The organism is Dactylosporangium sp. NPDC050588, from assembly GCF_040654975.1.
GTDB lineage: Bacteria > Actinomycetota > Actinomycetes > Mycobacteriales > Micromonosporaceae > Dactylosporangium > Dactylosporangium maewongense.
Genome location: NZ_JBFAJA010000031.1, coordinates 1 through 16,202 on the forward strand (window position 1 = coordinate 1; position 16,202 = coordinate 16,202).

Below are 16,202 nucleotides of genomic sequence, written 5' to 3' on the forward strand. Positions count from 1 at the left end.
GGAACCCTCGGCGGTTCGGGTGTCATCGACGCCCTCACGGGCGCGATCGACGATTGCCCAGAACTCGTCCTGATCCATGATCGCCATGCCGCGATCCTGCCATGCCGCCGTGGCCCACCGGGTAAGGTACCTTGAACGAGCGCGAGGCTGTCCGTTCACCGATCCTGCCAGGCCGCGGCGCACACCTCGATCCAACTCGTAAGATCAGGCGCCGCGTCTATGGTGAGCAGCGAGTACGGTGGGCAACCGGCCAAGGGCGTGACGCCGCCGAACGCATGGTCGGGCGCGAACAGCAGAAGCCGGCCGTCGCGGCGGTGGGCCAGAGTCAGGTTGCCGTTGGCCTCGATGGCGACGACGTAGTACTCCTCGACGTCGGGCACCTGCAGGCCTTGGTCCTGCCAGATCCATGCGTAGTCGGCGAGGGCCTCGACGGGGCAGACCTCTGCCGCTGCGGCGGTCAGCACTTCGTCCTGGTTGGTCCACCAAGTGCTCGGTTCCCCGAATCGCTCGACGATGCCTCCGCAGGCCTGCCAGAAGCGGTTGTGGATCGGAGCGACCGCGTCGTCGACCTTGCGGGGTGGGTGGCCGAGCCATCCGTACCGCTCGTCCGGCTCACCCCACGCCAGCAGCTCGTAGGTATGGTTCGCGACGGTCACCGGAGTGCATGTCGCCGTCGCGAACAGCCTGCTCAACTGAGGCAAGCCATCGACAGGTCCGCGGATCCAGGGCAGCGGCTCGCCGACCGTGACCGGTTGGCCGGGCTCCAGAAACCACGACACCTCAGTCAGGAACCGAAGCCAGTCACTCATGACGTCGATCATGGCACGGCACACAGACCCAACTGACCCGGACAAGTCCGCGTGCTGCGGCCGAGGCGGTCGTCTTCGCCGGCGACGGGCAATTGATCACGTCGTGGGGAGAGGTTTTGGAGGCTGCCGACCTGCCACCCACGATGATCATCGGCGCGCGCCGCGTCGAGGACGAGACGGTGCGGCTGCACGAGTACTCACCGGGCCGTAGCACGGCCGAGGTCGCCTTCGACCCGCAACGGTTCGCGGCCCACGAGAAGTTCTTCGTCGAGGACGTCCGGCGATGGGCGGCGACCCGCCTGGCCGTCCGGCTGCCAGCCGGCCGAACCGCGGTGTTCGGTGTCTCGGCCGGTGCGGAACTCGCGCTGGCCATGGGGTTGCGCCATCCCGACATCTACGGCGCGGTCTTCTGCGCCTCAGGCGGCCTCCACTGAACGGCGCTGGTTTCCACACGTTCGTCGGGGGGCGGGCGCCCTACACTTCGCCGTGTGGCGGGGAACGCGTTCGCGGATTCGTGGCTGGCTATCGATTACGGCACCTCCAACACGGTGGCGATGCTCTCGTATCCCGACGGCAGGGTCCGGCCCATGCTGTTCGACGGGTCGCCGCTGCTGCCGTCGACCGTCTGTGTCGGCGCCAACGGGCAGATCCTGACGGGACGGGCGGCGCAGCGGCAGGCGCGGCTCGTGCCGGAGTCGTGCGAGCCGAACCCGAAGCGCCGCGTCGACGACCGTAACCTGCTGCTCGGTGAGCAGAGCGTCCCCGTCGTGGACCTGGTCGCCGCGACCCTCGGCAGGGTGCGGCAGGAGGCCACGCGGGCGCTGTCGATGTCGCCGTCGCGGGTCGTCATCACGTACCCCGTGGAGTGGGGCCCGGCGCGGTCCCCGGCGCCCTGCTGGTCACGGGGGCGTTCGCCGGTATCGGCCGGCTGTCGCGCCGCACCAGGCTGCACATCGACGAGGCCGGCATCCGTGTCCTGGCCGGCGACCCGGAGTCCGAGGGCCGCTGGCGGGCGGCCGGCTGGGCGGTGCCCGCCGTCGCATTGTCCGCGGTCTGCCTGTACTTCTTCCCGTTCTGGGACGTCAGCGACGACGGCAAGTGGACGATGGCCTTCCTGTCGGGGATCGGCCTGGTCGGGATCGTCGTCGCGGTCGTCCAGCTGAGCCGGGGCCAGGCGCGGCGGGTCACCTGGCTGACGCTGCACCGCCGGTCGCCGCAGGCCGGTGACCCCCGCGCCGTCATCGAGGTCGACAGCTACCCGTGGCCGCAGCTGCGGGGCGTCGCCGTGCGGCGGGTCGGCGCCGCCCGGCGCCAGGCGCTCGTCGTCGTGCCGGTCGACCGGGGCGAGCTGCTGCGCCGCCCCTCGGTGCACCGGCGGGCCATGCGCGACGGCATCGGCTTCGTCGCCGCCGATCTCACCTCCGCCGGGATCCCGGTCGCGCCGGTCATCAGCGTCCTGCACGACCACGCCGGCGACCGGCTCGTCGGCGCGCTCGCCATCTGAGCCACCGACGCGCCCGTCAGGCCGCGACCAAGAGCAAAAGCCAAGAGCAAAGCACGGTCAACCCGCGTGGGTGAGGTCCTCGGGCACGACGATCCGCTCGTACATCTCGTCGCTGACGCCGCGCCGCAGCGCCGCCTCCTTGAGGGACAGGCCGTCGTCGATGGCGAGGTGCGCGATCTCGGACGCCTTGTCGTAGCCGATGACCGGCGACAGCGCGGTGACCATCATGACCGAGCGGTCCACGTTCTGCCGCAGCTGGTCGCGGTCGAGCCTGACGCCTTCGACGAGGAACTCGCGGAAGTGCTCGGCGGCGTCGGCGAGGATGCGGATCGAGTGCAGGACGTTGCTGATGACGACGGGCCGGAAGGCGTTGAGCTCGAAGTTGCCCTCGTTGCCGCCGATGGCCACGGCGGTGTCCGACCCGAGCACCTGGACGCACACCATGAGCATCGCTTCGGCCTGGGTCGGGTTCACCTTGCCGGGCATGATCGACGAGCCGGGTTCGTTGGCGGGCAGGAGCAGCTCGTGCAGGCCGGTGCGCGGTCCTGAGCCGAGCCACCGGATGTCGTTGGCGAACTTGAACAGCGCCGTGGCGATCCCGCGCAGCGCGGCCGACGTGCGCACGAGCGGGTCCAGGGAAGCCTGGGCGGCGAACTTGTTGGGCGCGGTGACGAACGGCCGGCCGGTCAGCTCCGCGATCACCGCGGCGGCGTCCTCGCCGAAGCCGGTCGGGGCGTTGAGGCCGGTGCCGACGGCGGTGCCACCCATCGCCAGCCGGTACAGCCCCCGCCTGGTCGAGGCGAGGTGTTCGACGGCGTCCTCGAGCTGGGCGGCGTAGCCGGACCACTCCTGGCCGACGGTGAGCGGGGTGGCGTCCTCCAGGTGTGTCCGGCCGATCTTCACGACGTCGGCCCACTCGCGACTCTTGACCACGGTGGCGTCGTGCAGCCTGGCGAGCGCCGGTAGCAGGCGCTCCTCGATCGCGACGACCGCGGCGATGTGCATGGCGGTGGGGAAGGTGTCGTTGGAGGACTGGCCCATGTTGACGTCGTCATTCGGGTGTACCGGCGTCTTGCTGCCCAGTTGCCCGCCGACGAGCTGGATCGCGCGGTTGGAGATCACCTCGTTGACGTTCATGTTGGACTGGGTGCCGGAGCCGGTCTGCCAGACGTACAGCGGGAACTCGCTGTCGAGCTTGCCGGCGATCACCTCGTCGGCCACCCGTGCGATCAGGTCGGCCTTCCACTGCGGCATCCGCCCGGCGCGGGCGTTGACGATCGCCGCGGCCTTCTTGACGTAGCCGTAGGCGTGGTAGACCGCCTTGGGCATGCGGTCGTCGCCGATGTCGAAGTGCACCAGGGAGCGCTGGGTCTGCGCGCCCCAGTAGTGGTCGGCCGGGACGGCGACCGGGCCGAGCGAGTCGGTTTCGGTGCGGGTGCCGGTGGCGTCGATGCCGATCGGCACGTCGCGCACCTCGGGCACGCGACGGTCGGCGGGCTTGGGTTCGGCCATCTCGTCACCCTGCCTTGACCGGACGGTACTCCGGTTGCCACATCGCATCCCGTACCTGCCGTGCCGGGTCGGTGAGCTCGGCACGGGCCAGATCCTCGTTGGCGGCCCGCTGCGCCACGGCGGCCGCGACGGTGGCCGACACGTCCCGCAGGTTCTCCACGTGCGGCAGCAGCGACGCGCCGGGTGTGCTCACGTCCACCAGGCCGGCGACGGCTTCGGCGGCGGCGGCGAACATCCCGTCGCTGATCCGCTTGGCCCTGGCGACGATGGCGCCGAGGCCGAGCCCGGGGTACAGCAGGGCGTTGTTCGCCTGTCCGATGCCGTAGGTGACGCCCTGGTAGGTGACCGGCGGGACCGGGATGCCGGTGGCGACGAGGCCGCGGCCTGCGGTCCACGCGATGAGCTGGTCGGGCATCGCCTCGATGCGTTCCGTCGGGTTGGACAGCGGGAAGATGATCGGCCGGTCCACGTGCCCGGCCATCTCCTTGACGATGGCCTCGGTGAACGCGCCGTGCACGGTCGAGGTGCCGACGAGCATGGTCGGTCTGCCGTTCGCGACGGTCTCCCGCAGCCCGATGCGGCCGTCGCTCCGCCAGGCGGTGACCTCGCCGGCCGGTCGGGCGTACAGGGTCTGGTAGTCGCGCAGGTCGGTCATGTCGTCGGTCAGCAGCCCCTGCTTGTCGACGCACCAGATCTGCCGGATCGCGGCGTCCCGGTCCGCGCCGTCGCGGACCATCGCGTCGCGGAGCTGGTCGGCGATGCCGACCCCGGCGGTGCCGGAGCCGAAGATGACGATCCGCTGGTCCCGCATCCGGGTGCCGGCCACCCGCACGGCGCTCAGGGCCGCGGCGAGCACGATCGCGCCGGTGCCCTGCATGTCGTCGTTGAACGTGCACACCTGGTCGCGGTAGCGCTCCAGGATCCGCCGGCCGTTGCTCGGGCCGAAGTCCTCCCAGTGCAGCAGCGCGTTCGGGAACAGCTTGGTCGCCGCCCGCACGTAGGCGTCGATGAACTCGTCGTAGCGTCGCCCGCGTTCCCGGGCGTGCCGGTTGCCGAGGTAGTCCGGGTCGTTGAGCAGTTCCTCGTTGTCGGTGCCGACGTCGAGGGCGACGGGAATCACCCGGCCCGGGTCGATGCCGGCCGCGGCGGTGTAGACGGCCAGCTTGCCGACCGCGATGTCGATGCCGCCGGAGCCCCAGTCGCCGATCCCCAGGATCTCCTCGGCGTCGGAGGCGACGATCAGGTCCACGTCGTCGGCACCCAGCCCGGTGTCGGCCAGCGCCTTCTCCACCCGGTCGGGTTCGTCGACCGACAGGTACACCCCGCGCGGGCGGCGGTACTCGTGGCTGTACCGCTTGATCGCCTCACCCACGGTCGGGTCGTAGACGACCGGCAGCATCTCGCGCAGGTGCTCGGCCAGCAGCCGGTAGAACAGCACCTCGTCGTTGTCCTGCAACATGGCCAGGAAGACGTTCTTGTGCAGGTCGGAAGGCTGGCGGTGGTACTGCTCGTACACCCGCCGCACCTGGTCGTCCAGGGACAGGACCGCCGGCGGTAGCAGCCCCTCCAGCCCCAGCGCGGTGCGCTCCTCGTGGGTGAAGGCCGTGCCCTTGTTCAGCAGGGGTGTGCCGAGCACCTCCGCGCCACGGGCCGTGGTGACGTATGTGCCGTTCTCCGACCGGAACTTCCGCTTCGCGGCCACCCGCGTGCCTGCGGTCATCGAAACGCCTCCGAGTCTGCTCAGTCACGTTCACAACCGCCGGTCCACTACCCCCTGTCTGCCGAGTACACCTCCGGGCGGAGCATCGCGGCGGGCTGGTCGCGGCGCCTCCTGCCGGGCCGGTTGAAGCCACAAGGCGTTTTGGTTGTGTCCGCTGCTCGACACGCGGTTCGACAACCGGCCCCTCAAGTCCGGGCGTGATCGATGTGTCCGACATCCACACATCGTCATGAGGAGATCACCGTGCTGCTTCGCATCGGCACCGCCGCTGTCGCGCTCGCCGCCACCGCCCTGTTCGTCTCGCCCGCCGCGGCCGCTCCGGCGGAAGGGCCGATCGACGCCATCTCCGGCAAGGTCGGCCTCTCCGGCGACCCGTACACCCCGTCGGGCGTCGCCGAGATCGGCGTCATCAACAGCGGCGCGAGCGCGCTCGAGGGGCGGTTCGTCCTGGAGCTGCCGACGGGCTCGGTCACCGTCGAGCCCGGCCAGTGCGACGCCGGCACGAAGGCTGGCACCTGGATCTGCTCGGCCGGCACCGTCGCCCCGAACGTGGGCAACCCGAAGACGGTCGGGATCAAGATCCGTTCGACGACCGGCGAGCCCGTCTTCCAGGTGTCGACGCTGGGCCACCTGCAGGGCATGGCACCGGACGGCACGCTCGGGAGGCGCAACGACTTCGTGGTCGCGTGGCCGGACAAGGGGCCGCTGCGCCTGTCCGCACAGGCCGGCCCGGTCAGCGACGGGCACGTCCACGTCGCCGTCCGCGTCACGAACGCCGGCAGCTTCACGTTCGGCCAGTACTACCTCGTCGCCTACACCCCGGGCGGCGTGCGCGCCGTGTCGCCCGCCTGCACCGGCAGCGGCCGGATCCCCGCCGAGAAGGGCTGCGAGATCCACCGCACCGGCCCGTTCGCGGCCGGCGCGCAGGACACGTTCACGATCCGCCTGTCCGTGCCGGCGAAGCGGTCGGAGGTCGAGCTCGTCCTGACGCCGACCAACCGGTACACCAACAAGGACACCAAGGTGAAGCTCACCGTCGGCACCACGGCCGCGACGACGCCGGCCCCGACCTCCCCGGCCGTGACCTCTCCGGCTGCGAGCGTCTCACCGGTCCCGGCGCTGCCGAAGACCGGGACGGACGTCGGCCTGCTCGCCGTGTCCGGCGGGCTGCTGCTGGCCGCCGGTGCGGGCCTGCTGCTCGTCGGCGCCCGCCGCCGCTTCCGTACGGGCTGAGCGTCGGACGATCGCGGCGGTGGCGGAGCCGGCACACGAGCGACACCGGCACCGCCGCGACCGGCGGCTCACCGGATGCCCAGCGCACTCATGAGCAGCGCGGCGACGGCGTCCCGGCGCTCCGGGCTGTCCCGCCAGCGCAGCCTGCGTCCGGCCTCGACCACCACGCCGAAGCCGGCGTGGATCAGCACCCGGGCCTGGCGCGAGTCGAGCTCCGGACGCGCCGACCGCAGCTGCTGCTCCCACACGGCGATGTGTTCCCGCTGCGCGACGACCAGCGGCCGTTGCAGGTCGGCCGGCAGGCCGGCGAGCTCGGCGTTGGCGACGCTGGTGAGTGCCGTGTGCTCGAAGCTGTACGCCACGTAGGTCGCGGTCAGCGCGACCACCGCGTCGTGCGGGTCGGCCGTCCCGCGGAGGTTCTGCTCCACCGCCTGGGCCAGCAGCCCCGCCGCCTGCAGGCAGGCGGCGGCCAGGATGTCGGCCTTGCCGGGGAAGTACCGGTAGATCGCGGACGGGACCAGCCCGACGGCCTCCGCGATCCTGCCGTTCGTGACGGTGGCGAAGCCGTCCCGCTCGAACAGCGGGATGGCGGCCGCGAGGATCTCCGAGCGCCGGGTGCGCGCCACGGGCTGGGCGGGCAGGTCGACGAGGCGCGCGATGCCGGTGGCCGCCGCCGGGTCGGTCGCGGCCACGCGGAGGGCGGACCCGACCAGCACCTCTTCGAGGCGGCGCTGCGCGATCGCGGTGTGGTGCATCGTGATCGACCCGATCGCGCCGAGCGCGGCGACGGCCCGCAGGTGCTCGTCCGGGAGCGGATGCTCGCGTTGGACCGCGTCCGCCACCCGGGCGACCACGTGCGCGAACTTCGCCCTGAGCGCCTGCCGGTCGCCGCGCTCGAGGTACCTGGCCTCCCATCGGTACACGCCGCCCGACGCGCGATGGGCGACGGTGACCCGGGCGGCGGCGGCGAGGACGTCGGCCAGGGAGGCTTCGGCGGGCACCTCGTCGAGCGCGGCGACGAGCCGGTCCGCCATGACGTTCGCGCACTCGGCGAACAGCGCGTACTTGTTCGGGAAGTGCCGGTAGAGGGCAGCCGCGGTGATGCCCATGCTGGCGGCGATCTCCTCCATGGACGCCGCGTGGTAACCCCGTTCGCTGAACATCCGGCCGGCCGCTTCGATGACGAGCTGCTTGCGGTTGCGGGGCCGGACGGCCGCGGTCGACTCGGTGGTCACAGCGGCGACCGACCAGGCGTGTGCGGGAGCCCGCCGGACACGCCGGTCAGGGGTCCGCACCGCAGCGGCACGGCGATGTCCCATGGCATGCCGCCGATCCTGACACATGACCGGGCGTCGGCCACGGTACCGGCGGCGACGGCTGCCCTCCGGCGCGGCGGAGATTCACTGCGCAGACGCCCTTGCCGACCGGCGGATTGTTTCGTATGTTAACGGAGAATCACACATCGACTTCCGTAAGGTTGTCGCTGTCCGCCACTGCTTAGCCCCTGCATGAGCAGCGCCCATGCCTTCACGGAACCGGGGTAAGTAAATGAGCAATCTCAACCTCAACCGACGGAGCGTCCTCTCCCTCGGCGTCGCGCTCGGCCTGGTGAGCGCGGTGGGCGCCGTCCCGGCCGCGGCAGCGCCCGCCGCCGCGGGCACCGACCCGTGGTGGGCCTGGGACGACGAAGTGGACCAGCTGGTCGCCGGTCTGCTCGACAACGGCCAGGTCCCAGCGGTCAACACCGCGATGCGGTCCTGGGTGAACAACAGCGACGCGCTGCCCAGCGGCCTGCCGGCCAACCTCCGCACCTACCTGCAGCAGGTCAACACGCTGCCCTCCTGGGCCGACCGCAGCAAGCTGCGTCTCGCCGCCGACTTCAACCGGCGCAAGGACACCTACCTGTTCATGCTGTACGGGCTCGGCAGCGGCATCATGAGCACGGTGATCCCGCGTGAGGCCAAGTCGGTGTACTGGTCCGCGGGCGGCGCCAACATGCAGGACCGCGCGGCCAAGACGTTCACCTTCGGCTACGACCTCAGCGAGCTGACCGCGTTCGAGCCCAACGGCCAGTTCGTGGTCACCGCCAACAAGACGCGCCTGGTGCACGCCGCGGTGCGGCATCTGCTGCCGCAGTCGCCGCAGTGGCGCGCGGTCGCCAACGAGCCGGGCGGGATCCCGATCAGCAACGGCGACATCCTGGTCACCTTCCACAGCCTCGGCACCTTCGTGCACAAGAAGCTGAAGGAGTGGAAGGTCCGGATGACGGCCGCGGAGGAGACCGCCTTCCTGCACCAGTGGCAGGTCGCCATGCACCTGCTCGGCGTGCGCGACGAGTTCATCCCGCAGACGTGGGCCGCCGCATACGCGCAGTCGGCGTCGGCGCTCACCCCGATCCTCGCCCCGACGCAGGAGGGCAAGGAGCTGGCCGAGGACCTGCTCGGGCTGACCGCGCAGATCGACCTCGGCGTCACCCGCGGCTTCCTCAACGAGTTCGTCCGGTACGTGCTCAGCAACGAGATCGGCGACTGGCTGCGCCTGCCGCGCGACTATGCGGCGGCGACCCTCATTCGCACCGCCTGGCCCACCTACATCGCGTTCCGGGAAGGGCTGATCCCGATCGCGCCCGCCACCTTCTACATGTTCGACCAGTTCATCCGGGCGCTGGCGATGCTGTTCCTCAACAAGGGCGCCTCCGGCACGACCACCCTCATCACGATCCCCACCGGGAACCGGCCCTAGTCGCGGGAGCCGGGAGGCAGACCCTCCCGGCTCCCCCCGGCGTCCGCAGCACGGCGCCGGTTCAGCTCGTCGAACTTCCTCACCAGCGCTGCCCGGCGGGCGGCCGCGTGGGAGCCGTCCAGCTGACCGGCGAACGCCGCCCGGGCGGCGGCGACCAGGTCGTCGGTGACGGCGGGGTAGGCGCGGGCGATGGCCCAGAGCGCTTCCTCGGTCTCCATGTCGAGCCCGTTGCAGGAGTAGATCCCGCCGCCGGTGGAGACCGACGCCAGCAGCTCCTCGAAGATCGCCCGCTGCTCGTCGTCGTCGGGATGGTCCAGGCGCACCGGCCCACCTTAGAACGGGTCAGCGTCGGGGAAACGAGCGGACGGGTGCGGGCACCGCGACGCCCACCTCGTCGCCCGGGCGAGGCGTCCGGTCGCCGGGGACGCGCGCTACCAGATGGGTGCTCTGGCCGGCCAGGTCCAGGCGGACCATCGCGTCGGCGCCGTGGTAGGTCACCGACGCGACCGTCGCCGTGGTGCCGGACGGCTCGCGCAGGACGAGCTGCTCGGGTCGCACCATCACCAGGACGTCGCCGGTAGCCGGTTCGGCCAGGTCGAGCTGCCCCAGACAGCAGTGGACGGTCCGGCCGCCGGCCTGGCCGCGCAGCAGCATCGCGTCGCCGAGGAACCGGCCGACCTCGGGCGTGGCCGGTGCGGCATACACGCCGGCCGGGCTGTCGACCTGGGCGAACCGGCCGTCGAACATGACGGCCACCTGGTCGGCGAAGGACAGGGCCTCGCCCTGGTCGTGGGTCACGAGGACGGTGGTCGCGCCCCGTTCGGCGAGTGCGGCGCGGGTGGCCTCGCGGGTCGCGGCGCGCAGCGCGGTGTCGAGCGAGGAGAACGGCTCGTCGAGCAGCACCACCGACGGTTCCCGGGCCAGGGCGCGGGCGAGCGCGACGCGCTGCTGCTGCCCGCCGGACAGCTCGTCCGGCCGGCGGCGGGCCAGGTCCGGTGACAGCCCGACGAGCTCGAGCAGCGGCTCGACCTGGGCCGCCCGGCGCCGCTCGGCCCGTGGCAGCCCGAAGGTGATGTTGCCGGTGACGTCGAGGTGCGGGAAGAGCGCGCCGTCCTGGCGGACGTAGCCGATGCCGCGCCGCTCCGGAGCCACCAGCGCCGGTCCGTCGGTCAGCACCTCGCCGCGCACCTCGATCCGCCCGCGGTCGGGGCGGATGAACCCGGCGATCGCCCGCAGCAGCGTGGTCTTGCCGCTGCCGGAGGGGCCGAGCACGGCGGTGATGCCGCCCGCGCGCACCCGCAGGTCGACCTGGTCCAGCACCGGCGGGCCGCCGTAGCCGACGGTGAGCCCGGTGACGGAGATGCCCGCGCCGCTCACCGCTGGTCCAGGATCTGCCGGCGCAGCAGGATGGTGAGCGGGGCGGACAGGGCGATCATCGCCGCAGCGTACGGGGCGCTCGCGACGTAATCCAACTCGTCGCTCGCCGACCAGAACGCGGTCGCGAGGGTCTCGGTGCCGGTCGGGGCGAGGAGCAGGGTCGCGGTGAGCTCGGTCGACGTCGCGAGGAAGACCAGCACGAATCCGGTCACCGCCGATGGCAGCACCAGCGGCAGGACGACCCGGATGAGGGTCCCGAGACCGGACACCCCGAGCGACCGCGACGCCTCGAGGAGCTCGGGCGGGGCCGCGGCCAGGCCGGACCGCCAGGCGACCATGGCGCGGGGCAGGAAGAGCACCGTGTAGGCCAGCACGGCGAGCGCGGTGGTCTGGTAGACGGGACGGGCCCACTGCACGGCGAGGGTCACCAGCGCCAGCCCGATGACCACCCCGGGGAGTGCGCTCGCGAGGTACGTGACCCGCTCCAGCGCGGTCGCCAGGCGGGACGGGTACCGGTGCAGCAGCCACGCGGCGGGGAGCGCCATGACCGCCGCCGTCAGGCCGGCCAGCGCCGCGAGGCCGACGGTCGAGCCCGTCGCCGCGAGCAGCGGACCGGCGACCACCGCGCCGGACGTCATCGCCCGCACCAACCAGCGCAGCACCAGCACCAGCGGCACCACCAGGGCCAGGCCGACCAGCCCGACAAGGGCGGCGGACGCGGGGACGGTCCACGCGCCCAGGCGGTACGCGACCGGACGCTGCCGGGTGCCGGAGCCCACCCGGGCGATCCGTGCGCGGCCGCGCAGCGGCACCTCGAGGGCCAGCAGCCCGACGCAGAGCACGATCAGCGCGGCGGCGAGGATGCTGCCGGCCGCGTTGCTGAACCCGACCGCGAACTGCTGCAGGATCGCCGTGGTGAAGGTGGGGAACCGCATCATCTGCAGGACGCCGAACTCGGCGAGCAGGTGCAGGGCGACCAGCAGCGCGCCGCCGGTGATGGCCGGACGCAGCTGCGGCAGCGCCACCCGAAGCACCGCCGCCGGACCGGACGCGCCGAGCGACCGGGCGGCGTCCAGGTGTCCCTGGTCGAGGGCCCGCAGCAGGGCCGCGGCCGGCAGGAACACGAACGGGTAGTAGGCCAGGACGGTGATGAACACCGCGCCGCCCAGACCCTGCACCGACGGCAGCACCGACGTCCAGGCGTAGCTGCTGACGAACGCCGGGATCGCCAGCGGCGCGAGGAGCAGCGTGCGCCACGCGCCGGCGCCCGGCAGGGTCGTCCGCTCCACCAGCCAGGCCGCACCGCACCCGAGCAGCACGGTGATCGGGACGGTCAGCAGGACCAGCAGCATCGTGTTGCCGAGCAGCTCGGCCGTCCTCGGCCGCAGCAGCAGCCGCGACACCTCGTCGCCGCTGGTGGCCGCCTGACCGATCACGACCAGGACCGGCAGGATCATCACGGCCGCGACCAGGACCGCGGCCGCCACGACGAGCCACGGCATCCGGGTGGACCGGCGGGCGCGGACGGCCGGCCGGGACGGCACCGGCACGTCGTGCGCCGCGGCGGGCGGCTCGCGGAGGTCAGAGGATGCCGGCATCGGTCATCAGCTTGTTGACCTTGTCGGAGTTGAGCGTGAAGGGGTCGACCGGCGGCGCCTGCAGGCTGTCCAGCGGCGGCAGCGCGGACGCGGACGCGACGCCGTTGCCCACGGCGTACTCCATCGACTTGGAGTCGACCAGCACGCGCTGCCCGGCCTCGCTGGTGATGTAGGCCAGGAACCGGTGGGCCTCGGCCGGCTTCTTCGACCCGGCGAGCACGGCACCGCCGGACAGCGACACGAACGCGCCGGGGTCCTGGTTGCGGAAGTAGTGCAGGGCCGTGTTGCCGCTGCCTTCCTTGGTGCCGGCCTGGTCCCGGTACCAGTAGTAGTGGTAGATCACGCCGCACTCGATCTCGCCGGCGTTGACCGACTTCATCGTGGCGATGTTGTTCTGCAGCGCCCGGGCATTGGACTTCAGGCCGGCCAGCCATTCGGTGGTCTTCTGCTCACCCTGGCCGGCGAGCATGCCCGCGACGATGGCCTGGAAGTCCGCGCCGCCGGGGGCGCACGCCCAGCGGTCCTTCCACTGCGACCCGGCGAGGTCCATCAGCGACTTCGGCAGGCCGGCCTTGTCGAGCTTGGTGGTGTTGTACACCAGTACCGTGGACCGGGCGGCGATCGAGGTCCACACCTGCGACGACGGCGTCAGGTTGGCCGGCACCTGCCGCCGGGTCTCCTCGTTGAGCGGGGCGAGCAGCTTGTTGCGCTCGACCAGCGTCATCGCCGGGCTGTTCTCGGTGAGGAACACGTCGGCGGGCGACGCGGAGCCCTCGGCCACGATCTGGTGCCCCATCGAGGCGTCGGAGCCCTTGCGGATCTGCACCTTGATGCCGGTCGCCGCGGTGAACGCCTCGGCCCACGCCTTGGTGAGGTTCTCGTGCTGGGCGGAGTAGACCTGCAACGAACCGGGGTCGGCGACGTAGCCGTCCTCGGACTTCGAACCGCACCCCACCAGGCTCACCGCCCCGACTGCCCCCAGGCCGGTCAGGAACGTGCGTCGACGCATGTCATGTCCTCTCTCACGAGTTGCCTCGCCGCCATGCGACGGCGGATGACCTCGACCGGCGGCAGCGGCGGCAGCCGCCGGTGCAGGACGTGGTTGCCGGCCGCGCAGAACCCCAGGCCGGCGGCGATCGCGACCGCGAACTTGAGGATCGGCGCGGCGAAGAACGCGAACACCTGGAACTGCACGAGGTAGATGTGCAGCGAGGCGGCCGCCAGTGCGCCGAGCGGGCGGACGAGCAGCCGCGGCACCGGGAGGGCGGGCACGAGCGCCAGCAGCGTGAGCCCGAGCATGATCGCCAGGTTGCGTGCGGGTTGTCCGGGGAAGAATCCGACGGCGGCGGCCACCGCGACCGCGGTCGTGACCAACCGGCGCTTCCGGCTGTCGGCCACCGCCATCGCGACACCCGCCACGAACAGCCACGCGACCGTGCCCGGCAGGCCACGCAGCGGGCCGTCGAACAGCGCGATCACCACGTAGCGGGGCACCAGCAGCACCACGAAGGCGACCATGGTGGTGCGCCAGGCGTCGGCGGCGTATGCGGCCCGCAGCCGCGGCACCGCCAGCGCCGCGACGGTGACGGCCACGATCACCAGGTAGGCCTCGACGAACCAGAAGTTGTTGGAGGCCTGCGGCCGGACGAGCCAGTGGACCAGCGCGACGTTCGACCAGTGGACCGTCCCGAACCCGAGCAGCATCACCGCGGTGACGGTCACCGCCGGGACGGCGACCCCGACGGCGATCCGGGCGCTTCGCCGCACGCGCTCCGCGGTCGCCGGCGAGGTGAGCACGTAGCGGGCGAAGAGGAAGCCGGCGACCGCGAGCAGGATGTGCGCCCCGCCGGCCAGCCGGAACAGGCCGACGTGACTGCCGCAGATCGTCACCACGGCCACGCCGCGCAGCACGACGGTCGTGTCGACCCGCTGCACCAGCGGACTCCACCAGCGCGACGGCGGCCGCCGGTCGGCGAGCGCGACCAGGTCGCGGACCGGGCGGTGGTGCCAGTCGGGCGGGAGGTCGCCGAGCAGCCGCGTCAGGCCGACGGACGCGACGACGTGGCTGAAGGAGTCGCCGCCGAGCTCGACGAACGACCGGTCGAGGTCGACGCCGTCGCTGCCAACCAGCGGCTCCAGCACCGCGACCACCGCGGCGGCCGTTTCTGCCTGCTGGCCGGAGGTCTCGGTGACGTGCAGGTCCGCGCTGCGCCGGCGGTCGGGTTTGCCGTTGGGCAGCAGCGGGAGCTCGTCGACGGCGCGGGCCGAGATCACCGACCGGCTGAGACCGGAGACCTGCGCTGCCCGGTCGCGGACCTGGTCGGGCGACTGCTCGCCGCGCCGGTAGGTGACCTGCAGCTGGTCGTCGCGGCCCGTGACGCAGGACCGCAGACCGTGGCCGCGCAGGGAGCGCTCGACCTGGCCGAGGTCGATGCGGATGCCCATGATCTTCACGAAGTCGGACCGGCGGCCGACGATCCGGACCAGTCCGTCGGCGTCGATCCGCGCGAGGTCGCCGGTCCGCAGCTCGCTGTGTGTCCGCCCCAGGGCCAGGTCGTCGGGGTGCTCGGCATATCCGAGCATGACGCCCGGGCCGGTGAACACCAGCTCGCCGACCGGGCCGTCGGGTGCGGCCGGTGCCGTCACCGGCTCGTCGACGCCGGCCGGGTCGAGCCGGAACGCCGATCCGGCGATCGGCCATCCCACCGCGTCGGGGTATCGCTCCGCCAGCTCTGGTGGCAGCACCGCCATCCGTGCGGTGGCCTCGGTCTGGCCGTACATGACCGCCATGCCCCAGCCGGCCGCGCGGCCCCGGGCGGCGAGCTCCCGCACCCGCTCGGGCGGCAACGCGCCGCCGGCCTGGGCGAGCAGCCGGAGCGAGGGCTGATGCTCCAGCACGCCTTGGACGTCGAGCAGGTCCACCACGTGCGGGGTGGCGGCGACCAGGGTGACCCGGTCGCGGCGCAGGTCGTCGGCGAAGCCGGGGTCGGTCACCGACCCGGGCCGCAGCACCGTGGTGGCACCGGCGCGGAGCTGGGCGTGCAGCACCGACAGCCCGAAGCAGTAGTGCAGTGGTAGCGAGGTGACCGCGCGGTCGGCCGGGGTGATCGACAGCGCGGACGCGATCGCCTCGGCGTTACTGAGCACGTTGTCGTGGCTGAGCCGGACCAGCTTGGGTGAGCCGGTGCTGCCCGACGTGCTGAGCAGCACCGCCAGGTCCGGGTGCAGGAGGTGCCGCGGTGCGTCGGTGTCGCTGTCCGGCGTCGCGGCCTCGAAGGTGCCGTCCGGGTGGAGCCACAGGTCGGGCTGGTAGACCGCGGTGATCGACCGGTGCTCGGGCGGGGTGATCAGGGCAACGTGCCCGGCCGACAGCACCGCCAGATATCCGAGCACCAGGTCGCGGTCCGGGGCCAGCGGCACGTGCACGAGTCGCCGGCCGGCCTGTGCTGATGGCAGGGCGGCGGCGAGCACGGCCACCCGATCGGCGAGTTCCCCGTAGCCGAGGCATCCGGCGGGGTCGATCAGGGCAGGGTGATGCGCGCCGGCCGTGTCGGTCACCAGGTAGGTGGCGCGCACCTGCCGGGGATCCAACAGAGGCATAGTTGGTGAGGCTAACCTAACTATTCGCGGGTGTCGAGCGGTGGGCAAACGATCACCGCGCCCGCGGCCTTCAGGTACGGTGGCAGCCACTCCGTACTCGAGGAAGG

Annotated in this window: 14 protein-coding genes; 4 read left to right on the top strand and 10 right to left on the bottom strand. The window is 72.2% G+C overall.

Annotated features, from left to right (window positions below):
* Positions 1-155: 155 nt before the first annotated feature.
* Positions 156-809: a hypothetical protein gene (locus AB0I21_RS22385; protein ID WP_360563789.1), complete on the bottom strand. Its 654-nt coding sequence runs from the start codon at positions 807-809 to the stop codon at positions 156-158.
* Between the two features lie 92 nt (positions 810-901).
* Here AB0I21_RS22385 and AB0I21_RS22390 point away from each other — a divergent pair, with 92 nt between their 5' ends.
* Positions 902-1,243, top strand: coding sequence for an alpha/beta hydrolase-fold protein (locus AB0I21_RS22390; protein WP_360563791.1), 342 nt, complete (start codon positions 902-904; stop codon positions 1,241-1,243).
* Positions 1,244-1,338: 95 nt separating this feature from the next.
* Here the strand turns inward: AB0I21_RS22390 and AB0I21_RS22395 are convergent, their stop codons facing one another.
* Positions 1,339-1,659, bottom strand: coding sequence for a hypothetical protein (locus AB0I21_RS22395; protein WP_360563793.1), 321 nt, complete (start codon positions 1,657-1,659; stop codon positions 1,339-1,341).
* Positions 1,660-1,674: 15 nt separating this feature from the next.
* Between AB0I21_RS22395 and AB0I21_RS22400 the strand changes: the two genes are divergently transcribed.
* Positions 1,675-2,313 (top strand): hypothetical protein, encoded by a 639-nt coding sequence (locus AB0I21_RS22400; RefSeq protein ID WP_360563794.1) that lies wholly within the window; start codon positions 1,675-1,677, stop codon positions 2,311-2,313.
* Positions 2,314-2,370: 57 nt separating this feature from the next.
* Here the strand turns inward: AB0I21_RS22400 and fumC are convergent, their stop codons facing one another.
* Together fumC and AB0I21_RS22410 are read right to left on the bottom strand one after the other, a co-directional pair.
* Positions 2,371-3,825, bottom strand: a complete 1,455-nt coding sequence (fumC, locus tag AB0I21_RS22405; protein WP_360563796.1) for a class II fumarate hydratase — start codon at positions 3,823-3,825, stop codon at positions 2,371-2,373.
* A 4-nt stretch (positions 3,826-3,829) separates the two neighbouring features.
* Positions 3,830-5,545: an NAD-dependent malic enzyme gene (locus tag AB0I21_RS22410; protein WP_360563798.1), complete on the bottom strand. Its 1,716-nt coding sequence runs from the start codon at positions 5,543-5,545 to the stop codon at positions 3,830-3,832.
* A gap of 243 nt (positions 5,546-5,788) precedes the next feature.
* Here AB0I21_RS22410 and AB0I21_RS22415 point away from each other — a divergent pair, with 243 nt between their 5' ends.
* Entirely contained in the window at positions 5,789-6,778 is a 990-nt protein-coding gene (locus AB0I21_RS22415; protein ID WP_360563800.1) for an LPXTG cell wall anchor domain-containing protein, read from the top strand.
* Between the two features lie 68 nt (positions 6,779-6,846).
* Here AB0I21_RS22415 and AB0I21_RS22420 read toward each other — a convergent pair whose 3' ends face one another.
* Positions 6,847-8,013, bottom strand: coding sequence for a TetR/AcrR family transcriptional regulator (locus AB0I21_RS22420; RefSeq protein WP_360563802.1), 1,167 nt, complete (start codon positions 8,011-8,013; stop codon positions 6,847-6,849).
* 313 nt (positions 8,014-8,326) lie between these two features.
* On the opposite strand from AB0I21_RS22420, the gene AB0I21_RS22425 reads away from it, so the two are divergent.
* On the top strand, positions 8,327-9,520 hold the full coding sequence (locus AB0I21_RS22425) for an oxygenase MpaB family protein (protein ID WP_360563804.1): 1,194 nt from the start codon (positions 8,327-8,329) through the stop codon (positions 9,518-9,520).
* Here AB0I21_RS22425 and AB0I21_RS22430 read toward each other — a convergent pair.
* From AB0I21_RS22430 to AB0I21_RS22450, 5 genes are read right to left on the bottom strand one after another with little or no spacing between them, the layout of a single operon-like run.
* The gene (locus tag AB0I21_RS22430; RefSeq protein WP_360563805.1) at positions 9,517-9,843 is read right to left on the bottom strand and encodes a hypothetical protein; all 327 of its coding nucleotides are present in this window, start codon (positions 9,841-9,843) and stop codon (positions 9,517-9,519) included. The two genes, AB0I21_RS22425 and AB0I21_RS22430, sit on opposite strands and share 4 nt — an antisense overlap.
* Before the next feature lie 19 nt (positions 9,844-9,862).
* Positions 9,863-10,897: an ABC transporter ATP-binding protein gene (locus AB0I21_RS22435; RefSeq protein WP_360563807.1), complete on the bottom strand. Its 1,035-nt coding sequence runs from the start codon at positions 10,895-10,897 to the stop codon at positions 9,863-9,865.
* On the bottom strand, positions 10,894-12,495 hold the full coding sequence (locus AB0I21_RS22440) for an iron ABC transporter permease (RefSeq protein ID WP_360563809.1): 1,602 nt from the start codon (positions 12,493-12,495) through the stop codon (positions 10,894-10,896). Before AB0I21_RS22440 ends, AB0I21_RS22435 begins: the two co-directional genes overlap by 4 nt.
* Complete coding sequence (locus AB0I21_RS22445; protein ID WP_360563810.1) at positions 12,479-13,504, bottom strand: iron ABC transporter substrate-binding protein; 1,026 nt, start codon at positions 13,502-13,504, stop codon at positions 12,479-12,481. The genes AB0I21_RS22440 and AB0I21_RS22445 overlap by 17 nt, the downstream gene beginning before the upstream one ends.
* On the bottom strand, positions 13,483-16,095 hold the full coding sequence (locus AB0I21_RS22450; RefSeq protein ID WP_360563811.1) for an AMP-binding protein: 2,613 nt from the start codon (positions 16,093-16,095) through the stop codon (positions 13,483-13,485). Before AB0I21_RS22450 ends, AB0I21_RS22445 begins: the two co-directional genes overlap by 22 nt.
* Positions 16,096-16,202 lie beyond the last annotated feature (107 nt).

Coding starts and splice junctions, on each gene's coding strand:
- AB0I21_RS22385 (WP_360563789.1), bottom strand. CDS start 809: ATGAGTGACTGGCTTCGGTTCCTGACTGAGGTGTCGTGGTTTCTGGAG.
- AB0I21_RS22395 (WP_360563793.1), bottom strand. CDS start 1,659: ATGACGACCCGCGACGGCGACATCGACAGCGCCCGCGTGGCCTCCTGC.
- fumC (WP_360563796.1), bottom strand. CDS start 3,825: ATGGCCGAACCCAAGCCCGCCGACCGTCGCGTGCCCGAGGTGCGCGAC.
- AB0I21_RS22410 (WP_360563798.1), bottom strand. CDS start 5,545: ATGACCGCAGGCACGCGGGTGGCCGCGAAGCGGAAGTTCCGGTCGGAG.
- AB0I21_RS22425 (WP_360563804.1), top strand. CDS start 8,327: ATGAGCAATCTCAACCTCAACCGACGGAGCGTCCTCTCCCTCGGCGTC.
- AB0I21_RS22440 (WP_360563809.1), bottom strand. CDS start 12,495: ATGCCGGCATCCTCTGACCTCCGCGAGCCGCCCGCCGCGGCGCACGAC.
- AB0I21_RS22445 (WP_360563810.1), bottom strand. CDS start 13,504: ATGCGTCGACGCACGTTCCTGACCGGCCTGGGGGCAGTCGGGGCGGTG.
- AB0I21_RS22450 (WP_360563811.1), bottom strand. CDS start 16,095: ATGCCTCTGTTGGATCCCCGGCAGGTGCGCGCCACCTACCTGGTGACC.